Origin of the sequence: Agromyces mediolanus (assembly GCF_044917495.1) — a bacterium.
GTDB classification, from domain to species: Bacteria; Actinomycetota; Actinomycetes; order Actinomycetales; family Microbacteriaceae; genus Agromyces; species Agromyces mediolanus_B.
The window spans coordinates 104445-124885 of record NZ_JAVSSI010000009.1; the positions used below are offsets into that span (position 1 = coordinate 104445).

Consider the following 20441-nt stretch of genomic DNA (forward strand, 5'->3'; position numbering starts at 1 on the left):
TGGAAGTCGGGCAACTCGATGTGGGAGCCGGTCAGAGCAGGCGGCGGGCCGTCGCCCAGGCGGTGAGCTCGTGCCGGCTGGAGAGCTGCAGCTTCCGGAGCACCGCGGAGACGTGCGTCTCCACCGTCTTCACCGAGATGAACAGCTCGGCCGCGACCTCCTTGTAGGCGTAGCCGCGGGCGATGAGGCGCATCACCTCCTGCTCGCGCGCCGAGAGCCGGTCGAGCTCGTCGCCCGCGACCGCCGTCTCACCGACGGCGGCGCCGAAGGCGTCGAGCACGAAGCCCGCGAGCTTCGGCGAGAACACGGCGTCGCCGGTCGCGACGGCGTGCACCGCCCGGCTCACCTCGCCGCCGGAGGAGCCCTTCGTGATGTACCCCCGGGCGCCGGCGCGGATGACGCCGACGACGTCCTCGGCCTTGTCGGAGACGCTGAGCGCGAGGAAGCGCGTCGCCGGCAGCTCGGGCGCCGCCCGGCGGATCACCTCGGCGCCCCCGGTGCTGCCCGCCGGCACCGAGAGTCCCGGCAGGTGCACGTCGAGCAGGACCACGTCGGGCGCCGTCTCGGCCACGACGGCGAGCGCCGACTCGACGTCGTGCGCCTCGCCGACGACCTCGATCGTGGCGTCGAGGTCGGCCTTCAGCCCGGAGCGGAAGATCGAGTGGTCGTCGACGACGACGACCCGGACGGATGCCTCAGCCACGCGCTCCCCCTTCGCCGACGGCCGCAGCGGGCATCCGGAGCCGCACCTGCGTGCCCACCCCGCCGACGCCCGGTCCGACCTCGGCCTCGCCGCCCGCCCGGCGCATCCGGCCGACGATCGACTGGCGGACGCCGAGCCGGTCGGCCGGCACCTCCTCGAGCGAGAACCCGGCACCGCGGTCGCGGACGAAGACCTCGACCGCCTCGGGCCGGCCCTCCACGTACACGGAGACCTCGCCGCCCGCGTGCCGCGCCGCGTTCAGCATCGCCTCCCGGCTGGCGGCGGCGAGCTCGCCCGAGGCCCGTTCGCGCTGCTCGCCGACGACGACGACGTCGACGCTCACGGGGTACTCGATCTCGAGCACGGCGGCGACCTCGCGGAGCTCGGCGCCGAGGTCGCGGTCGGGCACGGCGTCGCCGGCGAAGAGCCACTCGCGCAGCTCCCGCTCCTGGGCCCGGGCGATGCGGGCGACCTCGCTCGTCGCCCCGGCGCGGTTCTGGATGAGGGCGAGCGTCTGCAGCACCGAGTCGTGCAGGTGGGCGGCGATCTCGCTGCGCTGCTCCTCGCGGATGCGCCGGGTGCGCTCCTCGGTGAGCTCGCGCCAGCGGGTCACGAGCGTGGGTGCGTAGACGAGGGCGATGCCCGCGACCGCGGCGAGCGCGGCCGCGAACGCCGGCTGCGGGGACTCGGACGCCGCCGCGCCGAACACGATCACGAGCGCGACGAGGGCGAGCGCCACGGTCGCCACCGCGCGCACCGCGTGCTCGTGCCTGGGACCGCGCTCGGCATCCGGCCGGTCGATGAAGCCGGCCCACGCCGCCGCCGCGACGATGAGACCGATGCCCGCGAGCGCGGGCCAGAACCAGACGGCCCCGCCGACGGGCGGCGCCCCGATCACCATGGCCCCGGCGAGCGGGACGGCGGCGGCCGCGAGCAGGATCCAGGCGACCGGCGCGCGGCGCTTCGGCGGCTCCTCCCCCGGCTGCCAGGGCGTCAGGGCCCACAGCCAGAGGTAGAGGAGGAGTCCGGCGCCGCCGACGGCGCTCGTCGCGGCGAAGCCGAGGCGCACGAGCACGACCGGCCAGCCGAGGTGGACGGCGAGCCCGGCGGAGACGCCCGTCGCCACGCAGTCGCGCGGGCGGGCGAGGCGCGGAACGACGTGATCGTCGCCCGTCGCGTGGGCGGTGCTCATGCCTGCCATCCAAGCAGACGGATGCCCCGGGCAGCCGTTCCCCTGGGCGTCGTTCAGGGTCGAATCAGGGGTTCACCCCATCGCGGGCCGCGGCCCGACTGCGCCACGATCGAGGCATGGAGACGAATCGCACCGCTCCCCCGGACGCCGAGGCGCCGCGGGACGAGCAGGGGGAACGCACGACCGACGGCCAGGGCGCCAGTGGCGGAGCGGGCGGTTCGGCTCCGACGGGCGGCCCGGGCAGCGGCTTCTTCGCCGATCTGCGCCGGCTCGGCCTGCCGCGCCGCGAGGGCTGGATCGGCGGCGTCTGCGCCGGCGTCGCCGCCCGGATCGGCATCGACCCGATCATCGTCCGCGGCATCGTGGTCGTGCTCGCGGTGCTCGGCGCGCCCTTCCTGCTCATCTACGCGGCGGCGTGGCTGCTGCTGCCCGACCTCGAGGGGCGGATCCACCTGGAGCAGCTCTTCCGCGGCGTCGTGGACCCGGCGCTCGCCGGCATCGCCGTGATGACCGTGGTCGGCATCATCCCGCTCGTGCAGGGCGGCTGGCTCGGCTGGCGCTGGTGGCCGGAGCTGCCCTCGCTGCCGGACCCGCTCTTCGGCATCGACCTCTCGGTGCCGTTCCGGCTCATCTGGGTGCTCCTCCTCCTCGGCGGGCTCGTCGCGCTCGTGGTCTGGCTCGTGCGCCGTTCGGCCGCCACGGGCGGGGCGCGCTCCGCCGCGTCCGCCGCACCCGCCGCGCAGACGATGCCCGCGGCGCCGACGTCTGCGGCGTCGACGTCCGCCGCGTCGGCTTCCGCCGCGGCGGCAACGCCGGCGACCGCGAGCGCTGCGGATGCCGGATCGGATGCCGCACCCGCCGCCGCCGCGGCATCCGCGGCCCTCGTCTCCGGCGAAGCGCCCCCGGCTCCCGCGCCGCCGCCCGCTCCGCCGATCGAGCCCGCGCCCGACGCCTCCGGCGAGGAGCTCGGCGCCTGGCGGCAGAGCCACGACGCCTGGCGCGCCGAGCACGCCGAGTGGCGCGCCGGGCAGGCCGAGGCCGAACGGCGGGCCCGCGCGCTCGCGGCCGAGGAGAACCGGGCCCAGGCCCGCGAGCTCATGGCCCGCGCCGACGCCGCCCGAGCCGCACGTCGGGCGAGCCGCCCCCGCGCGAGCGCCGCCTTCGTGTTCACCGCGCTCGGCCTCGCGATCGTCGGCGGTGCGATCACCGCGATCGCCGCCATGTCGTCCGCGCAGACCGACGGGTTCGCCGTGCCCCTCTCGCTCGCCGCCGCGGTCGGCGTCTTCGCGGTCGCGATGGTGATCGCCGCGCTCCGCCGCCGCCGCAGCGGCTGGCTCGCCTTCTTCGCCTCGGCGACGACGATCGTGATGCTCGTGGCGACCGCGATCGCCGCCGTGCTGCCGGAGGGGCGGCTGATCGGACCGGGCGCCTCCATCTCGCTCACGACGTCGCAGCGCCTCGTGCAGCCCGTCGGCGACGCCTACCTGAGCCTGTACGCGACGCCAGGCTCGACCGACGCGCCCGCGATCGTCGAGCTCTCGCAGGGGCTCGGCCAGGCCTGGATCTCGATCGATGAGGACGACCGTCTGCAGCTGGACGCCTCGGACGCCGGTGCTGTGACCATCTGGGTCGCGGACGAGAACGGCGGCCTGGCCGCGGTCGGGCCCGACACCCGGCGCCCGTTCGTCATCGGCGGCCCGGACGGGCTCGCCGGCGACGACGGCCCGGTCGACGCCCGGCTCGTGCTCACGCAGTGGACGGGCGACGTGTACGTCGACATCCGAACGGAGATGCAGTGATGGCCAAGCAGAACCCGGACCGCGAGGACGCGGCGAACGAGGCGCCGGAGGAGACTGGCGTGACGGAGGTGCTCCCGACCGAGGCGCTCCCGACCGAGGCGCTCCCGACCGAGGCGCTCGCCACCGAGGTGCTCGCCACCGAGGTGCTCGCCACCGAGGTGCTCGCCACCGAGGTGCTCGCGCCGGCGGCCGAGGCCGCACCCGCTCGCGCGCCCCTCGCCGAGCCGGCGCCCCTGGCGGCGCCCGCACCCTCCGCCGAGCCGCCGGCGCGCCCGACGATCCGCTGGGGCGCCCTGGTCTGGGCGCTGCTCTACGGCACCATCGCGGGCGTCACCGTGTGGCTCCTCGTCTCGCCCGAGCGGCGCGACGCCGCGGCCGACTGGATCGGCTCGGTGCATCCGCTCGTGATCGTGCTCTACGGAGTGATCGCGCTCGGCGCCGTGATCGCCCTGTTCGGCGTCGTCGGGCTCATCCGGCGCGGCGAGCGCGCGCGGCGCGGTCACCAGGCCGCGGGCAGCTCCCGGTCGCCGAGCGGCGTGAGCTCCGGCGGGATCGGCCAGGCGAGCTCGTAGCGGACGACCGGCGCGTCGATGGCGCCGAAGTCGTCCTTCTTCACGACGATCCCGCGAGTGCTCACCTCGGTGATGCGCACCCGCAGGGGGGCGGCGTCGGGCAGCTCGAGCACGTAGGGATCGGCGAGATACCGGATGCCGAGCTCCTCGAGCAGCTCCTCGCCCGCGAGCCAGTCGATCGCGCCGCCGTGCTCGCGCCCGAGCAGGTCGACGGGCACGAAGCCCTCGCCCTCCGGGCGGAGCCAGCCGACGAGCTCGCCGTCGGGTCGGCGGTGTTCGATGAAGTCGCTGCGGTCCACCCGGCGAGCCTAGCCGCGCCACTCCTCCACAGCACAGCCCGTGACGCCGCCGTCCACCGCCGCACGTCCGGCGCCGTCCGCTCGGCGAGTCGTCCTCTAGGGTCGAAACACCGGAGACCGATACACGAGGAGGGCGCGATGACCGAAGTGCAGAGCTGGGTGCTGATCGGAATGTTCGGGAGCATCGTCATCGGCATGATGAGCTGGCAGACGGTGCACCTGAGTTCGCTGTTCCGCGCCGAGATCGGGCGGGCGACGGCGGAGCTCCGCACCGAGCTGGCCACGATCGATCGAGACGTGCAGGCGCTCACGCGCCGCGCCTTCGGCGGAGAAAGCGGCTGAGCCGCTAGATCTCCACGCCGACGAGCACCGGCTCGGGGTGCAGCACGATGCCGAACTCCGCCTGCACCCGGTGGCGCACGTAGCGTGCGAGCTCCGTCAGCTCCGCGGCGGTCGCCCCGCCGCGGTTCGTCAGGGCAAGCGTGTGCTTCGAGGAGACGGCGGCGCGCGAGCCGGGCAGCGCGAAGCCGCGGCGGATGCCGGCGTGCTCGATGAGCCACGCGGCCGAGAGCTTCACGAGCGGCTCGGCGGCCTCCGCCTCGGCGGGCGGCGCGTCGTCGGCGGTCTCGAGCTCGGCCTGCAGCTCGAGGAAGGCGTCGAGGGGCGAGTGCGAGGCGAGCCGCGACAGCGGCACCACCTCGTCGGGCTCCTCGGGGTCGAGGTACCAGCGCGGCGCGTCGGCCGGCAGCGTGCGCGCCACCTTCTCGGTGACGATCGGGTTGGTGAAGAACGATCCGGCGCTCACGGAGTCGGGATCGGCCGGATCGAGCACCATGCCCTTCGAGCCGCGCAGTGCGAGCACCGTCTCGCGCACCTTCGCGACGGGCGCCCGGTCGCCCGGCTGCACGCCGAGCGCGGCGGCGAGCTGCGCGTAGGCGATCGGCCGTCCGATCGCCTCGCCGAGCACCGCGCGCTCCGCGGCGGTGTCGTGCAGCTCGACCTCGACGGCGACGACGACGCCCGCGAGGCCCTGCTTCAGCACCGAGGTGCGGTACCCGAGCTCGAGCTCGGGTACCGGCATCCAGCGCGGGGCGTCCGCCCCCTCGTCGAGGAACCAGACGCCGACGAGCGCCTCCGACAGCTCCTGCCCGTAGGCGCCGATGTTCTGCACCGGCGCGGCGCCGACGGAGCCCGGGATGCCCGAGAGCGCCTCGAGCCCCGAATAGCCGTGCGCGACGGTCCAGGCGATGAAGCCGTCCCAGTTCTCGCCGGCCTGCACCCGGAGCCGCACCGCACCCTCCGGGGCGCCCGGCATGACCTCGATGCCGCTCGTGGCGATGCGCACGACAGTGCCGTCGAAACCCTCGTCGCCCGCGACGAGGTTCGAGCCGCCGCCGAGTGCGAGCCACGGCTCGCCCGAGCCCCACACGCCGTGCAGGAGGTCGACGAGGTCGCGCTGCGTCGTCGCCGTCACGAGCCGGGCGATCGGGCCGCCGAGGCGGAGCGTCGTGAGCTCGGCGAAGCTCGCGCCGGTCATCGGCCGCCGCGGTCGCCGAGCTCGACGCGGACCTGCGCCTTGCCGAGCACCGTCTCCTCGCCGACCTTCACGGTGAGGTCGATGCGAGCGACGGCGGCCTCGGCATCCAGCTGCCCGACCTTCGCGACGACCTGCACGACGGCGCCGAGCTCCGGGTCGACGACGACGGGCCGGGTGAAGCGCACCTGGTAGTCGACGACGCGGCCGGGGTCGACGGCCCAGTCGACGACGGGCTGCACCGCGAAGCCCATGGTGAGCATGCCGTGGGCGAGCACGCCCGGCAGGCCGACCGACTTCGCGACGTCGTCGCGGTAGTGGATCGGGTTGAAATCGCCCGAGGCGCCGGCGTAGCGCACGAGCGTGTCGCGGGTGAGCGCGAAGCTCTGCTCCGCGACGACGTCGCCCACGGCGAGGGAGGCGAAGTCCGGGGTCTGCAGCGCGGCCATCAGTCTTCCCCTCGCACGACGAGCGTCGAGATCGCCGTGACGACGTGCGCGCCCTCGGCATCCGTGATCGTGGACTCGGCGGTGACCATCGCGTGCGCGCCGAGCGACTTCACGCTCGTGACCGCGAGCGTCGCGGTGAGCAGGTCGCCGGCGACGATCGGGCGGCTCTGCACGAAGCGCTGGTCGCCGTGCACGACGCGCGTGAAGTCGATGCCGGCGTCGGGCTCGGCGAGGAGCTGCGCGAGCGTCTGCTCCTGGATGACGACGGCGAAGGTCGGCGGGGCGACGACGTCGGCGTAGCCCGCGGCCTGCGCCGCTTCGGGGTCGAGCGAGATCGGCGTGGAGGCGAGCACGGCGCGGGCGAACTCGCGCACCTTCTCGCGGCCGACGAGGTACGGCGCGGTCGGCGGGAACTCCCGGCCGACGAGTTCGGGATTCACGGACACCCCGCCAGTCTAGACGGGCGGGGTGTCCGGCCGGTCAGCGCTTGCCGCCGCCGAGGAGTCCGCCGAGGCCGCCGAGGAGATCGCCGAGGCCGCCGCCCTGCGCCTGCGAGCCGCCGCCGGAGCCGCCGCCGAAGAGGCCGCCGAGGAGGCCCCCGAGGTCGACGCCGCCGCCGGAGCCACCCGAGCCCGAACCGCCGCCGAGGAGCCCGCCCAGCAGGTCGCCGATGCCGCCGCCGCTCTGCGCCTCGTCGCCGGCCGACTTCTTCGTGAACTGCTGGGCGAGGAAGCTCAGCACGATGGGCGCGAGGATCGGCAGGAGCTTGCCGATGAGGTCACCGGCGCCGCCGCCCTGCTTCTGGTCGAGGGCCTGCACGACCTGGTCGGTGTTCTGGCCGAAGACGTTCTTCACGATCTTCTTGCCGTCCTCCTCGTCGACGTCGGCGAGGTTCACGCCGCCCTCGACGAGCGACGGGTCGTGCTTCGCGACGGCCTTCTGCAGCGAGGCGGCACCGGCCTGGTCCTGGGCGTTCGCGCCCATGCCGGCGAGGAGCGCGGGGAGCGCCTGCTCGACGGCCTGCGTCGCGGTCGCCTCGTCGACGCCGAGCTTCTTCGCGATGTCGCCGATGGGAAGGCTGCTCATGAGCTCGTCGAGTGCTGCCATTGGTGCGTCTCCTTCTGGCGCCCGCGTGCGGGGCGTCCCGCGTTCACGGTAGCCGGACGGATGCCGCGGGCGGAAGGGGACAAACTCCGTCGGAGGACGCCGTCAGCCGCCGGCGAGGCGGGCGAGGCGCACGTGCAGCGAGTCCATCAGCAGCTCCAACCCGACCTCGAACACCCGGTCGCTGCGCGCGGCGCCGGTGGGTCCGGTCTCGACCAGCCGGCCGAGGGTGCGCGTGGGCTGCTGCGGCAGCCAGACCACCTCGGGCCCGGCGAGATCGAGGCCGAACCCCAGGGCGAAGCCGTCGAGCACGGCGACGATCGTGAGCACCTCGTCCTCGGGGAAGCCGGCCTCCAGGAGCGCGGTCGCCACCCGGTCGTACGACGCGATGACCCGGTCGGAGGTGATCGTCTTACCGACGAGCAGCGGGACGATCAGCGGATGCGCCGCATACATGCGGCGCTGGGCGCGCATGACCGAGACCACGACGTCCTCCCAGTCGCCCTCCGGAGGTTCCGCGAGGTATCGCACGGTGAGCCGGTCGCGGACCGCCTCGACGATCGCGTCCTTGCCGTCGACGTGGTTGTAGAGCGACGACGGGGTCACCCCGAGGCGGCGGGCGAGCGCGTTCACGCCGAAGCCGTCGCCGGAGTCGATGAGCTCGATCGCGGCGTCGGCGATGCGGTCCTCGGACAGCAACGGCACTCTGGGGCGGGCCACCTCGCCCTCCTCTCGGCGTCGCGGGCGATCCGAACGAGGCTACACGGTCGGATCGTGGACTCCCCCTTCCCATCGGGGACGTCCATCTGCATAATAAACGAACGCCATTCATTTATGGTCGCGGCCGAGCCGCTCCCCCCACCCAGCACACCGCCGTGCCCGACTCCCCCGGAGACCCAATGTCGAACTCCGACCTCGCCTCGCGAGTCCCGCTCCGCCTGCCCAGCGCCAGCGCGACCTTCGCCATCGCCATCGCCGGCTACCTCGGCGTGAACCTCTCGCCGTACATGATTGGCGCACTGCAGAGCGCTCTCGGCACCGACGTCCTCACCGCGAGCTGGATCGTCACGGGCGCCCTCCTCGCCACCGCCATCGTCGGCCTGGCCATCGCGCCGCTCTGCGCCGGCCCCCGGCGGAGGCTCGTCGCCCGGGCCGGGCTCGCCCTCGGCGTCCTCGGCTTCGGCGCGGCCGCTCTGCTCCCCGTACCCGGGGTCGTCGTCGGCGGACTGCTGCTCGGCGGCGCCGGCGCCGGCGGTGCCGTCGCCGCGGCGGGCGCCGCCCTCGCCGCCTTCCGCAACCCGGACCGGGTGGCCGGCTTCAACGGCCTCGCGAACCGCGGCATCATCACGGTCGTGCTCGCCGTGCTGCCGGTCATCGGGCTCGCCCCGCTCGAGGTGTTCGGCGCGCTGGCGCTGTTCTCGCTGATCGGACTCGTCCTCAGCGCCTGGCTGCCCGCCGCGCCGGTGCATGGTCCGCAGGCCGGTGCCGCCGTCGCCGAGGCAATGCCGGTCGAGATCCCGCCGACCGGCGCGATCCGCGAGGTGCCGCGGCGCACTCCCGCGACCGCGAAGGCGGTCACCATCGCGGGCTTCACGCTCCTCGTCACCTTCGCCCTCTGGGCCGCGAGCGAGGACTCGCTCTGGGCCATGGCCGGGTTCATGGGCACCGAGCAGGCCGGACTCACTCCCGAGGGGCTCGGCATCGCGCTCAGCGGCGCGACCGCGGGCGGCCTCGTCGGTTCCCTCGTGCTCACGATCGTGGGCGACCGGCTCGGCCGTGCGGCCCCCCTCGGCATCCTGCTCGTCGCCGGCGGCGCGCTCAAGATCGCCGAGGGCTTCGCCAGCGACCCGACGACCTTCATCGTGATCTTCGTCGCCTGGAACACGATCTACGCCCTCGCCTTCATGTACTTCGTCTCGACGTCCGCCGCGCTCGACGCCGACGGGCGCTGGTCGGGCCCGCTCCTCGCCGTCTATCTCGTCGGCTCGAGCCTCACCCCCGTGATCGGCGCCGCGCTCGTCGAGCTGCTCGGCTTCCAGGGCTTCGCCGTGGCGCTCGGCATCGCGAGCTTCGTGCTCGCCGTGCCGACCGTCGTCGTCGCCCGCCTGTCCACCCGGCTCCAGCGCGAGGAACGCCTCGCCATCCCCACCGCCACCACCACCGAGGAGGTCCCCGCGTGACTCGCACGCTCTACACCGACGGCCGCATCTTCACCGCCGCAGACGATTCGAACTGGGCGGAGGCCATCGTCGTCGACGGCGACACCATCGCCTACGTCGGCGACGCCGCGACGGCGCGGGCGGAGGCCGGTCCGGACGCGCAGCTCGTCGACCTCGGCGGCCGACTCGTCGTGCCCGGGTTCGTCGACGCGCACACCCACCTCGTGATGATGGGCGACGCGCTCGGCCGGGTCGGGCTCACCGACGCCCGGAGCGTCGCGAGCATCCAGGACCGCCTCCGCTCCGCCCGCGCCGCCGCGCCCGACGCCCCCCGCCTGCTCGGCCGGGGCTGGCTGTTCGACTCGGCGCCCGAGGGAAAGCCGACCGCCGCGATGATCGACGCCGCCGTCGCCGACGTGCCCGTCTACCTCGACGCGAACGACTACCACTCCTGCTGGGTGAACACCGCTGCCCTCGCCGAGCTCGGCATCACCCGGGACACCCCCGACCCGATCGGCGGGCGCATCGGCCGCGACGCCGACGGGGAACCGAACGGCATGCTCTACGAGACCGCCGCCCAGCAGCACGTCTGGTCCTTCCTCGCCGAGGCGACGACGGATGCCGATCGCGACGCGGCCGTCGAACGCACGATCTCCGCCTACCTCGCCGCCGGCGTGACCGCCGCCGTCGACATGGCGTTCGACGAGCTCGGCCTCGCCGCGTTCGAGCGCGCGGCCGCCCGGCGCGGCGGCACCCTCCCGCTCACGGTCATCGGGCACTGGTTCATCGAGAACACCGGCGACGACGAGCAGAACCTCGCCCAGGTGGCGCGCGCGGCCGAGCTCGCGGCCCGGCCGTCGAACCCGACGCTGCGGGTCGGCGGCATCAAGCTCGTGCTCGACGGCGTCATCGACGCCTGCACCGCCGCGCTGCGCCTGCCCTACGCCGACGGCTCGAACGCCGAGCCGATCTGGCCGCTCGAGCGGGCGAAGCCCGTCGTCGCCGCCGCCGACGCCGCCGGCCTGCAGATCGCGCTGCACGCGATCGGGGATGCCGCGAGCGACCTCGCCCTCGACGCGATCGAGCACGCCGTCGCCGTGAACGGCGAGCGCCCGCGGCGGCACCGCATCGAGCACCTGGAGTACGCCGCCCCCGAGACGCCGGCGCGGATGGCGCGACTCGGGGTGACCGCATCGATGCAGCCGGTGCACACCGACCCGGCGATTTGGGACAACTGGGCCGCGATGCTCGGCGACGAGCGGGCCGACCGCGGCTGCGCCTGGCCCGAGTACGTCGCCGCCGGCGTGCGCCTGGCGTTCTCGACCGACGCGCCGACGGCCCCCTACGAGGCGCTGCCGAACATGTACATCGCCGCCACGCGCCGCTCCGCCCTCGACGACTCGTTCCCGCCGAATCATCCGGAGTTCGCGGTGCCGCTCGACGAGGCGATCGTGCACGCCACCCGCGACGCGGCGGCATCCTGTCTCGAGGAGCACCGCCGGGGCACCCTCGCCGCCGGCCTCGCCGCCGACTTCGCGATCGTCGACCGCGACCCGTTCGCCCTCGGCGAGGCCGCCCTGCTCGAGGCCCGCGTCCTGCGCACCGTCGTCGCCGGCCGCACCGAGTTCGAGGCCTGACGCTCCCCTCCCCTCGCACAACTCAGGAACATCCCGGGGTTATGCCCCTCGAGGCATCCGCCGATCCGCGGAATCCCGGGCGTCACCGCGCGGGTGTTCCTGAGTTGTGCGAGTGAGGCGACGACGAGGGCGCCGCCTATCCTGGTATTCCAAGCGAGGGGTTCGTGATGCCAGGCATGCCAGATGGATCTCCCGAACGGACCGCACCAGACGGGCTGCTCGAACGGTTGCTCGACCTGCCACGGCCCGATCGCCTCGTCGCCGATGCCACGTCCCAGTCCGGTTCGACGACGACCTTCTCGCACATCGAACTGGATCGGTCGCATGAGTTCTGGACGCTGAGCGATGCCGATTCCCGGCGACTCATCGCGTCCTACTCGGGCGGGGTCTACCGCTCTCCGGATTCCGCCCGGGCCACCACGCTGACCGGCTCGCTTCCTTCCATCGCGCTGAAGATGCTCTTTATCGAGCACCTTCCCCTGTGGGGCCGGTCATGGGACGACTGGCGGCCGCTCGCGGTGGACGACCACGAGCCCGACGCGCTGCTCATCACCATCGAGCACCGGAACGACCGCGAACTGCGTGGCACAGTCACGATCGACCGATCGCTCGGCATCGCCAGGAGCCTCGTGAGGCCCAGCGGCGTCACCCGGATCGAGGCCCGCGAGTGGTGACCGGATCACCGCACGGGCGCGCCTGAGTCGTCACGAAACGGAACCCGCGCACGAACGGAGCCGCCCCGCCGAGTGTCGTCGGCGGGGCGGCTCCAGTCTGCGGGGCCCTAGCTGTCGCGGGCCGCGACGCCGCGGGCGAGGTGCTCGCTGCGGAAGAACTCCGGCCGCTTCACCCGCTGCCAGATCATCACGATGACGCCGGCGAGCAGGATCACGACGCCGAGGATGAACACGAGGCCCACCCCGCCGATGTTCGAGCCCGAGCCGTAGGAGGGGTCCATGCTGTCGATGAGCGTCGTGAAGAACAGCACCGCGAGGATGCCGCCGCCGACGAGCGGCGCGATGAGGCGGAAGAAGAGGTTCCGGCCGCTGCGGAACCAGGTCTTGCGGAAGTACCAGACGCACGCGAACGCCGTGAGTCCGTAGTAGAAGCAGATCATCATGCCGAGCGTCGTGATCGTGTCCCAGAGCACGTCCTCGCTGACGAAGCGCATCACGGTGTAGAACACCGCAGCGACGATCGCCGAGACGACGGTCGCGTAGCCCGGGGTGAAGAAGCGCGGGCTCACCTTCGAGAACTTCTGCGGCAGCGCCCCGTAGTGCCCCATCGCGAGCAGCGTGCGCGCGGGCGACACGAAGGTCGACTGCAGCGAGGCCGCCGAGCTCGACAGCACCGCGATCGACATCAGGATCGCGAGGGGCCCGAGGATGGGCCCCGCGAGGTAGAAGAACGCGTTCTCCTGGATCGCCGGGTTGCCGAGGCCGACGCCCGACTCGCCCGTCCCGGCGAACGCGAGCGCCCCCATCGCGACGAAGAGGTAGATCGCGACGACGATGGTGACCGTGAGGGTCGCCGCCCGACCCGGGGTCGAGTTCGAGCCCTTCGTCTCCTCGTTCATCGTGAGCGTCACGTCCCAGCCCCAGAACACGAAGAGCGACACCGAGAGCCCCGCGACGATCGCCGAGAACGAGCCGACCTCGAGCGGGTTGAACCAGCTGAGCTCGATCTGCGTCGGGTCGAACGCCGTGCCGTTCGCGACGTGCCAGAACGCGGCGACGCCGAAGCCGATCATCACGAGCAGCTGGAAGCCGACGAGCCAGTACTGCAGCTTCTGCGTCGTCTGCATGTCCCGGTACGAGATGAAAGTCGCGCCCAGGATGAACACGAGGCACGTCGCGACGTTCACGAAGGGGTTGCCGACGAGGTTCGCGATGTCGGGGTTGTTGAACGCCTGCGCGAGCGCCAGGTAGAAGAACTCCACCGCGATTCCCGCGAGGTTCGACAGCACCACGACGGTCGCGGCGATGAGCCCCCAGCCGGCCATCCAGCCGATCCACGGGCCGAAGGCCCGCGTCGCCCAGGTGAAGGAGGTGCCCGAGTCCGGCATCGCGCTGTTCAGCTCACGGTAGCCGAAGGCGACGAGGAGCATCGGGATGAACCCGATGAGGAAGATCGCCGGCAGCTGCGTGCCGACCTCCGCCACGGTCGGCCCGAGCGCGCCCGTCAGCGTGTACGCCGGGGCGATGCAGGAGATGCCGATGACGATCGCGCCGATGAGGCCGACCGATCCGGCCGAGAGGCCCTTCTTGGAGAGGCCGGGGTCGCCGCCGTCGACCGTCGCGCTCGCGGTGGTGAGCGGGGCGTGCGGCTGCGTGTGGGCCTCGTGGGCCTGGTGCTGGTTCGCGGGGTCGTGCGTCATTGCAGAGGTCTTTCGGGTGGGGTCAGGAGGTCTGGGCGGCGCGGGGCACCACGATGAGCGGGACGGGGAGCTCCCGCAGCATCTTCGTGGCGGTGCCGCCGAGGAAGAGCCGCGACGGCGCCGCGAGCCGGCTGGAGCCGACGAGCACGAGCTCGCCCGGCTCCCAGTCGAGCGCGCCGACCGATTCTTCGATCGTCTGGCCGGTGGCGACGACGGCGCTCGCCTCGACGCCGGCGGGCAGCTCGCGGCGGGCGCCCTCGAGCGCCTGCTCGGCGGCGACGGTGCTCGTGAGGTTCACGAGTCCCGTGTCGACGCCCGCTGGCAGATCGATCGGCACGAGCGAGAGCAGCCGCAGCGGCGCGTGCGCGCGGCGGGAGAGGGCGACGGATGCCTCGAGCACCACGCCGGGCGTGCCGCCGACGGCCGCCGTCACCCGGGTGAGCCCCGCCGACACGGGCAGCTTCCGGGCGCCGACGGGCGCGAGCGCGACCGGCACGTCGGCCGAGTGCAGCAGCTCGGATGCGACCGAACCGATGCGGGTGCGACCGAACAGCCCGCCGCGGGCGGGCCCGACGACGACGAGACGCGCGCCGAACTCGTGCGCCGCGGCCACGAGGCCCTCGGCGAAGGAGTCGGCGTAACGGATGTGCAGCGCCTGCGCGACGTCGCCGCCGAGCCCGGCGGAGGCGTCGGCGAGCCAGGCCTGGGCCTGCTCCTTGACCCGGCGCTCGTGGCCCGGGTCGCGGGGCACGACGCCGCCGCGCGCCTCGATCGGCAGCACCATGACGACCTCGAGCGAGGCATCCGTGGCCCCGGCGACCCGGGCGCCGAGCGCGAGCGCGTCGGCGCCCGAGTCGTCCGCCGTGTAGCCGACGACGATCCGGTACGCTGATCCGGTCCGATCGGTCATCGGGGCGCCTCAGCCCTCGAGGATCTGCGCGGCGACGAGGCGTCCCATGCGGATCGCGCCGTCGACGTGCTGGTAGCCCTTGCCGGCCATGTCGGAGCAGGCGAAGGAGATCGGGCCGACCGGCTCGCGGAGGTCGGCGCCGTACCGGGCGAGGCCGCCCATGTCGAAGCTCGCGGCGTAGGCGCCGCGGGTCCACTCCTCGCTGCCCCAGTCGCTCTCGTAGTAGAGCACCGGGTTCTTCGCCTGCTCGCCGTAGTAGTGCGAGAGCGACTCGAGGATCTTCGCCTGGCGCTCCTCGGCGGAGAGCGAGAAGACGCCGTCGGCCTCCTCGTCGGAGACGAAGCCGACGAGGGTGCCGCGGGTGTCGCCGTGGTTCGTGTTGTCGTACGCCTCGTGGCAGAGCTCGTACGGGCTGAACGCGGTGCCCGAGAGCCCCTGCTCGCGCCAGAACGGCGTCTCGTAGACCGCGTGCACCTTGATGACGAAGCCCATGGAGAGGTGCTGGTGCAGCTGGTGCTGGCGGCGCGGCAGCGGCGGGTCGTAGCTGATCCGCGAGTAGAGGATCGGCGCGAGCGCGAGGATGACGCGGTCGGCGGCGACCTCGAGCGAGTCGGTGACGACGGTGACGCCCGCCGCCGGGTCCTCCGGCGACCAGCGGATGGTGCGCACGGGCTGCTCGAGCTTCACGACGTCGTCGCCGAGGCGCTCGGCGAGGCGGAGCGGCACCTGCTGCAGTCCGCCGACGACGCGCTTGTCGAGGATGAAGTCGGCGTCGACGAGGTGCGAGAACGAGCCCGCGGAGGCGGCCATGAGGAGCGCCTGCAGCGCCGAGAAGGCGTGGGTCGGCTTCGTCAGCATCGCGCCGGCGATGAACATGCCGATGTTGAGCTTCGCCTCCTCGTCGTCGGTCTGGGTGCCGAGCCACTCGGCGAAGGAGATCTCGTCGAGCTCCTTCGCGCGGGGGTGCGCCCAGGGGGCGTCGGGGTCGATCTCGGCGACGAGCACGTCGAGCTTCTCGATGAGGCCGAGGATCTCGCCCTCCGTCTTCGCCGGGACCGGGAAGATCTCGCCCTCGAAGAGACGCCGCTCGCCGTCCTCCGCGATGTAGACGTTCTCGCCCTCGCGGTAGCGCGAGTAGGTCTCGAGGCCGAGCTCGGCGAGGGTCTCGATCAGGGCGTCCTGGTCGGGCGAGACCCACTGGCCGCCGATCTCGAGGAGGTGCCCGTCGAAGTCGCCGTTCCAGAGGCGGCCGCCGACGCGGTCGCGCGCCTCGAGCACGACGACGCGCTTGCCCGCGGCCCTCAGCTCGGTCGCGGCGGTGAGGCCGGCCGCGCCGGCTCCGATCACGACGACGTCGGTTTCGATGCGTTCCATGGTCCTGGTTCCTGCTTCTGTTCGTTCGGAGAAACACGAAGGCGGATGCCGCAGGCGTGCGCCCGCGGCATCCGCCCGCGCGCTCAGCTCACCGGGATGAGCGTGTACTTGGTGTCGAGGTACTCGTGGATGCCCTCTGCGCCGCCCTCGCGGCCGATGCCGGACTGCTTGATGCCGCCGAAGGGCGCCGCCGCGTTCGAGACGAGGCCGGTGTTCAGGCCCATCATGCCCGTGGCGAGGCGCTCGATCATGCGGTGGCCGCGCGCCAGGTCCTCGGTGAAGACGTACGAGACGAGCCCGTACTCGGTGTCGTTCGCGAGGCGCACGGCCTCGTCCTCGTCGGCGAAGGTGGTGATGCCGAGGACCGGCCCGAAGATCTCCTCGCGGAGCAGGCGCGCGTCGGGCGACACGTCGCCGAGCACGGTCGGCGCGTAGAACGAGCCGGCGCCGTCGATGACTGTGCCGCCGGTGAGGACCTTCGCGCCCTTCGACACGGCGTCCTGCACGAGCTCGTCGGTCGAGGCCACGGCCTTGGCGTCGATGAGCGGCCCGATGTTCACGTCGTCCGCGGTGCCGCGGCCGACCTTGAACGAGGCGACGCGCTCGGCGACGCGCTTCGAGAACTCGGCGGCGACCTTCTCGTGCACGATGAAGCGGTTCGCCGCGGTGCACGCCTGGCCGATGTTGCGGAACTTCGCGAGCATCGCGCCGTCGACCGCCTTGTCGAGGTCGGCGTCCTCGAACACGACGAAGGGGGCGTTGCCGCCGAGCTCCATCGAGGTGCGCAGGATGCCGGTGGCGGCCTGCTTCATGAGGGCGCGACCGACCTCGGTCGAGCCGGTGAAGCTGAGCTTGCGCAGGCGCGGGTCCTCGATGATCGGGCCCGAGACCTTCGACGAGGTCGAGGTCGGGATGACGTTCACGACGCCCTTGGGCAGGCCGACCTCCTCGAGCAGCTGCACGAAGGCGATCGTCGTGAGCGGCGTGAGGGCCGGGGGCTTGATGACGACGGTGCAGCCGGCGGCGAGCGCGGGCGCGATCTTGCGGGTCGCCATCGCGAGCGGGAAGTTCCACGGCGTGATGAAGAACGACGGGCCGACCGGGCGCTGCGAGACGACCATGTGGCCGGTGCCCTCGGGGTTCAGGCCGTAGCGGCCGGAGATGCGCACGGCCTCCTCGCTGAACCAGCGGAGGAATTCGCCGCCGTAGACGACCTCGCCGCGGGCCTCGGCGATCGGCTTGCCCATCTCGAGCGTCATGAGGAGCGCGAACTCCTCCTTGCGCTCGGTGAGCAGGTCGAAGGCGCGGCGCAGCAGCTCGCCGCGCTGGCGCGGGGCGACCTTGGCCCACTCGTCCTGCGCGGCCACGGCCGCGTCGAGGGCCGCGATGCCGTCGGCCGGCGAGGCGTCGGCGATGACCTTGATGGTCTCGCCCGTCGAGGGGTCGGCGACCTCCAGGGTCTTGCCGCCCTCGGCGTCGACCCAGGCTCCCCCGATGAACAGCCGGCCCTCGACCTTGTCGAGCACCGAGGATTCAAGCGTTGCGTTCGTCATGTGTGACTTCCGTTTCGATGGATGTTCGTGCCGTGCACCCCCGGCTCGCCCGATTCCGACGGAAGTCGGGCGAGCCGGGAGGAAGCGGGCCTGATCAGGGGTACAGGCCGCGCAGCTTGTGCGCCTCGGCGACGCGTTCGACCGCGAGCGCCGTGGCGGCGGTGCGGAGCGAGAGGTCGCGCGACCGGGCGTAGCCCAGGACGTGCTCCCATGCGCTCAGCATCCGCTCCTCCAGTCTGGACTCCACCTCGTCGGCGCGCCACCAGTAGGCCTGGTTCGCCTGCACCCACTCGAAGTAGGAGACGATCACGCCGCCGGCGTTCGCGAGGATGTCGGGGACGACGAGGATGCCGCGTTCGCGGAGGATCCGGTCGGCGTCGGGCGTCGTCGGGCCGTTCGCGCCCTCGACGATCACCTTCGCGCCGACCCGGCCGGCGTTGCCCTCGTGGAGCACGCCCTCGACGGCGGCCGGCACGAGCAGGTCGACGTCGAGCTCGAGCAGGGCGGCGCCGTCGAGCGCCTCGCCGCCGGCGAAGCCGACGACCGCGCCGGTGCGCTGCACGTGGTCGCCGAGCGCCTCGATGTCGAGGCCCGCGGCGTTGAACACGGCGCCGTACTGGTCGCTGACCGCCTGCACCGTGACGCCGGCCTCGGCGAGGAAGCGGGCCGCGTCGGCGCCGACCTTGCCGAAGCCCTGCACGGCCGCGGTGGCCTGCGACTGGGTGATGCCGGCGTGACGGAGCGCCGCGAGCGCGATGTGCGTGACGCCCCGCGAGGTGGCGCTCGCGCGCCCCTGCGAGCCGCCGAGCGCGATCGGCTTGCCGGTGACGATGCCGGGAACGGTGTACCCGGAGTTCACCGAGTAGGTGTCCATGATCCAGGCCATGGTGCGCTCGTCGGTGCCGATGTCGGGCGCGGGGATGTCGCGCTCCGGCCCGATGATCGGCAGGATCTCGCTCGTGTAGCGGCGGGTGACGCGCTCGAGCTCGGCCTGCGAGTGCTCGCGCGGGTCGATCGCGATGCCGCCCTTCGCGCCGCCGTACGGCACGTCGAGCAGGGCGCACTTCCAGGTCATCCACATCGCGAGCGCGCGGACCTCGTCGAGGTTCACGTTCGGCGCGTAGCGGAGGCCGCCCTTGGCCGGGCCGCGGCTGAAGTTGTGCTGCACGCGGTAGCCGGTGAACAGGCGGGTCTCGCCGGCGTCGGTGCGGAGCGGCACGGCGACGGTGAGCTCGCGGCGCGGGGTCGCGAGCATCAGCCGGGTGCCGTCGCTGTAGCCGAGCAGCGCGATGGCCTCGGCGAGCTGCGCCCGGGCGTCCTCGAGGGGCGTCGCGACGGGCGCGGCGATGGTCGCCGCGCCGTCGATCACGGTGCTCATGCCTGCTTGAGCCCCTCGGCCACGACCCCGAGGCCCTCGATGAGGAGCTCGTCGGAGATCGTGAGCGGCGGGAGGAAGCGGATCACGTTGCCGTAGGTGCCGCAGGTGAGGAGGATGACGCCCTGCTCGTGGGCGTACTTCGCGACCTTGCCGGTGAGGGCGGCGTCGGGGGCGCCGGTCTCGGGGTCGACGAGCTCGATCGCGACCATGGCGCCGCGGCCGCGGACGTCGCCGATACGGGCGTCTGCGGTGCGGAGGGCGTTCAGGCGGCCGATGAGGACCGAGCCGATCTCCTTCGCGCGCTCGACGAGGCCGTCCTCGGCGTAGGTCTCGATGGTCGCGAGCGCCGCGGCGCAGGCGAGCGGGCTGCCCGTGTAGGTGCCGCCGAGGCCGCCGACCTGGGCGGCGTCCATGATCTCGGCGCGGCCGGTGACCGCCGAGAGCGGAAGGCCGCCGGCGATGCCCTTCGCGGTGACGATGAGGTCGGGCACGATGCCCTCGTGCTCGCTCGCGAACCAGGCGCCGGTGCGGGCGAAGCCGGTCTGCACCTCGTCGGCGATGAAGACCACGTCGTTCGCGGTCGCCCACTCGACGAGTGCGGCGAGGAAGCCGGGCGCCGGGACGATGAAGCCGCCCTCGCCCTGGATCGGCTCGATGATGATCGCGGCGAGGTTCTCGGCGCCGATCTGCTTCTCGATGCCGAGGATGGCGCGGGCCGCCGCCTCGCGGCCGTCGAGGCCGCCGTCACGGAAGGGGTAGCTGAGCGGGGCGCGGTAGATCTCGGGGGCGAACGGGCCGAAGCCGTTCTTGTACGGCTGGTTCTTCGCCGTGAGGCCCATGGTGAGGTTGGTGCGGCCGTGGTAGGCGTGGTCGAAGGCGACGACGGCCTGCTTCTTCGTGTAGTGGCGCGCGATCTTCACGGCGTTCTCGACCGCCTCGGCGCCCGAGTTGAACAGCGCGGTGCGCTTCACGTGGTCGCCGGGGGTGAGCTCGTTGAGCTTCTCGGCGACGGCGACGTAGCCCTCGTACGGCGCGACGGTGAAGCAGGTGTGGGTGAAGGCGTTCAGTTGCGCGGTGACGGCCTCGACGACGCGGGGGGCCGAGTTGCCGACGCCGGTGACGGCGATGCCGGAGCCGAGGTCGATGAGCGAGTTGCCGTCGGCGTCGACGACGACGCCGCCGCCGGCCGCGACGACCGAGATCGGCAGGGTGTGGCCGACGCCCGCGGCGACGGCGCTCGCCTTGCGGGCGAGGAGCTCCTGCGAGCGGGGGCCGGGGATGGCGGTGACGAGGCGGCGCTCCTGTGCGAGCGCGGGGCCTCCGGTGGCGGTGGCCGGGGTGTCGACGAGGGTCATTGGTTGCTCCGATGCAAGTGACGACGGGGGAGGATGACCGCAATGCTAG

Annotated in this window: 20 protein-coding genes; 6 read left to right on the top strand and 14 right to left on the bottom strand. The window is 73.1% G+C overall.

The genetic code is table 11. The features are described 5' to 3' along the window. Positions 1-31: 31 nt before the first annotated feature. Together ROT00_RS13690 and ROT00_RS13695 are read right to left on the bottom strand one after the other, a co-directional pair. On the bottom strand, positions 32-703 hold the full coding sequence (locus tag ROT00_RS13690; RefSeq protein WP_404775583.1) for a LuxR C-terminal-related transcriptional regulator: 672 nt from the start codon (positions 701-703) through the stop codon (positions 32-34). Next, the gene (locus ROT00_RS13695; protein ID WP_404775584.1) at positions 696-1895 is read right to left on the bottom strand and encodes a PspC domain-containing protein; all 1200 of its coding nucleotides are present in this window, start codon (positions 1893-1895) and stop codon (positions 696-698) included. The genes ROT00_RS13690 and ROT00_RS13695 overlap by 8 nt, the downstream gene beginning before the upstream one ends. A 116-nt stretch (positions 1896-2011) precedes the next feature. Between ROT00_RS13695 and ROT00_RS13700 the strand changes: the two genes are divergently transcribed. Both ROT00_RS13700 and ROT00_RS13705 read left to right on the top strand, forming a co-directional pair. After that, positions 2012-3694 carry a PspC domain-containing protein gene (locus tag ROT00_RS13700; RefSeq protein WP_404775585.1) on the top strand — a complete coding sequence of 561 codons (1683 nt, stop codon included), beginning with the start codon at positions 2012-2014 and terminating at the stop codon, positions 3692-3694. Next, positions 3694-4266, top strand: coding sequence for a hypothetical protein (locus tag ROT00_RS13705; RefSeq protein WP_404775586.1), 573 nt, complete (start codon positions 3694-3696; stop codon positions 4264-4266). Before ROT00_RS13700 ends, ROT00_RS13705 begins: the two co-directional genes overlap by 1 nt. On the opposite strand, the gene ROT00_RS13710 is transcribed toward ROT00_RS13705, so the two are convergent. After that, positions 4194-4565, bottom strand: a complete 372-nt coding sequence (locus ROT00_RS13710; RefSeq protein WP_404775587.1) for a hypothetical protein — start codon at positions 4563-4565, stop codon at positions 4194-4196. The two genes, ROT00_RS13705 and ROT00_RS13710, sit on opposite strands and share 73 nt — an antisense overlap. 138 nt (positions 4566-4703) lie before the next feature. On the opposite strand from ROT00_RS13710, the gene ROT00_RS13715 reads away from it, so the two are divergent. Beyond that, positions 4704-4907 (top strand): hypothetical protein, encoded by a 204-nt coding sequence (locus ROT00_RS13715; RefSeq protein ID WP_404775588.1) that lies wholly within the window; start codon positions 4704-4706, stop codon positions 4905-4907. 4 nt (positions 4908-4911) lie between these two features. Here ROT00_RS13715 and ROT00_RS13720 read toward each other — a convergent pair whose 3' ends face one another. The 5 genes from ROT00_RS13720 to ROT00_RS13740 all read right to left on the bottom strand — a co-directional run bounded on the left by ROT00_RS13720 (position 4912) and on the right by ROT00_RS13740 (position 8372). Then, positions 4912-6102, bottom strand: a complete 1191-nt coding sequence (locus ROT00_RS13720) for a UDP-N-acetylmuramate dehydrogenase (protein WP_404775589.1) — start codon at positions 6100-6102, stop codon at positions 4912-4914. Next, entirely contained in the window at positions 6099-6548 is a 450-nt protein-coding gene (locus ROT00_RS13725; RefSeq protein WP_404775590.1) for a MaoC family dehydratase, read from the bottom strand. The genes ROT00_RS13720 and ROT00_RS13725 overlap by 4 nt, the downstream gene beginning before the upstream one ends. Then, positions 6548-6994, bottom strand: a complete 447-nt coding sequence (locus ROT00_RS13730) for an FAS1-like dehydratase domain-containing protein (protein ID WP_404775591.1) — start codon at positions 6992-6994, stop codon at positions 6548-6550. Before ROT00_RS13730 ends, ROT00_RS13725 begins: the two co-directional genes overlap by 1 nt. A 34-nt stretch (positions 6995-7028) precedes the next feature. Beyond that, complete coding sequence (locus tag ROT00_RS13735) at positions 7029-7655, bottom strand: DUF937 domain-containing protein (RefSeq protein WP_404775592.1); 627 nt, start codon at positions 7653-7655, stop codon at positions 7029-7031. 102 nt (positions 7656-7757) lie between these two features. Further along, on the bottom strand, positions 7758-8372 hold the full coding sequence (locus ROT00_RS13740) for a TetR/AcrR family transcriptional regulator (RefSeq protein ID WP_404775593.1): 615 nt from the start codon (positions 8370-8372) through the stop codon (positions 7758-7760). Positions 8373-8551: 179 nt separating this feature from the next. Between ROT00_RS13740 and ROT00_RS13745 the strand changes: the two genes are divergently transcribed. The 3 genes from ROT00_RS13745 (at position 8552) to ROT00_RS13755 (ending at position 12122) form a co-directional block, all read left to right on the top strand. Further along, entirely contained in the window at positions 8552-9832 is a 1281-nt protein-coding gene (locus ROT00_RS13745; protein ID WP_404775594.1) for an MFS transporter, read from the top strand. Beyond that, positions 9829-11448, top strand: a complete 1620-nt coding sequence (locus tag ROT00_RS13750) for an amidohydrolase (RefSeq protein WP_404775595.1) — start codon at positions 9829-9831, stop codon at positions 11446-11448. Before ROT00_RS13745 ends, ROT00_RS13750 begins: the two co-directional genes overlap by 4 nt. Before the next feature lie 167 nt (positions 11449-11615). Beyond that, positions 11616-12122: a hypothetical protein gene (locus ROT00_RS13755; RefSeq protein ID WP_404775596.1), complete on the top strand. Its 507-nt coding sequence runs from the start codon at positions 11616-11618 to the stop codon at positions 12120-12122. 107 nt (positions 12123-12229) lie between these two features. Here ROT00_RS13755 and ROT00_RS13760 read toward each other — a convergent pair whose 3' ends face one another. The 6 genes from ROT00_RS13760 to gabT form a co-directional block, all read right to left on the bottom strand. Then, complete coding sequence (locus ROT00_RS13760; protein WP_404775597.1) at positions 12230-13822, bottom strand: APC family permease; 1593 nt, start codon at positions 13820-13822, stop codon at positions 12230-12232. Between the two features lie 22 nt (positions 13823-13844). Next, the gene (locus ROT00_RS13765) at positions 13845-14732 is read right to left on the bottom strand and encodes a universal stress protein (RefSeq protein ID WP_404775598.1); all 888 of its coding nucleotides are present in this window, start codon (positions 14730-14732) and stop codon (positions 13845-13847) included. 9 nt (positions 14733-14741) lie between these two features. Next, complete coding sequence (locus tag ROT00_RS13770) at positions 14742-16106, bottom strand: flavin monoamine oxidase family protein (RefSeq protein WP_404775599.1); 1365 nt, start codon at positions 16104-16106, stop codon at positions 14742-14744. 83 nt (positions 16107-16189) lie between these two features. Then, positions 16190-17659 (bottom strand): NAD-dependent succinate-semialdehyde dehydrogenase, encoded by a 1470-nt coding sequence (locus tag ROT00_RS13775; protein WP_404775600.1) that lies wholly within the window; start codon positions 17657-17659, stop codon positions 16190-16192. Positions 17660-17753: 94 nt separating this feature from the next. Next, entirely contained in the window at positions 17754-19037 is a 1284-nt protein-coding gene (locus ROT00_RS13780) for a Glu/Leu/Phe/Val family dehydrogenase (protein ID WP_404775601.1), read from the bottom strand. Beyond that, entirely contained in the window at positions 19034-20392 is a 1359-nt protein-coding gene (gene gabT / locus ROT00_RS13785; protein ID WP_404775602.1) for a 4-aminobutyrate--2-oxoglutarate transaminase, read from the bottom strand. The genes ROT00_RS13780 and gabT overlap by 4 nt, the downstream gene beginning before the upstream one ends. Between the last annotated feature and the right edge of the window lie 49 nt (positions 20393-20441).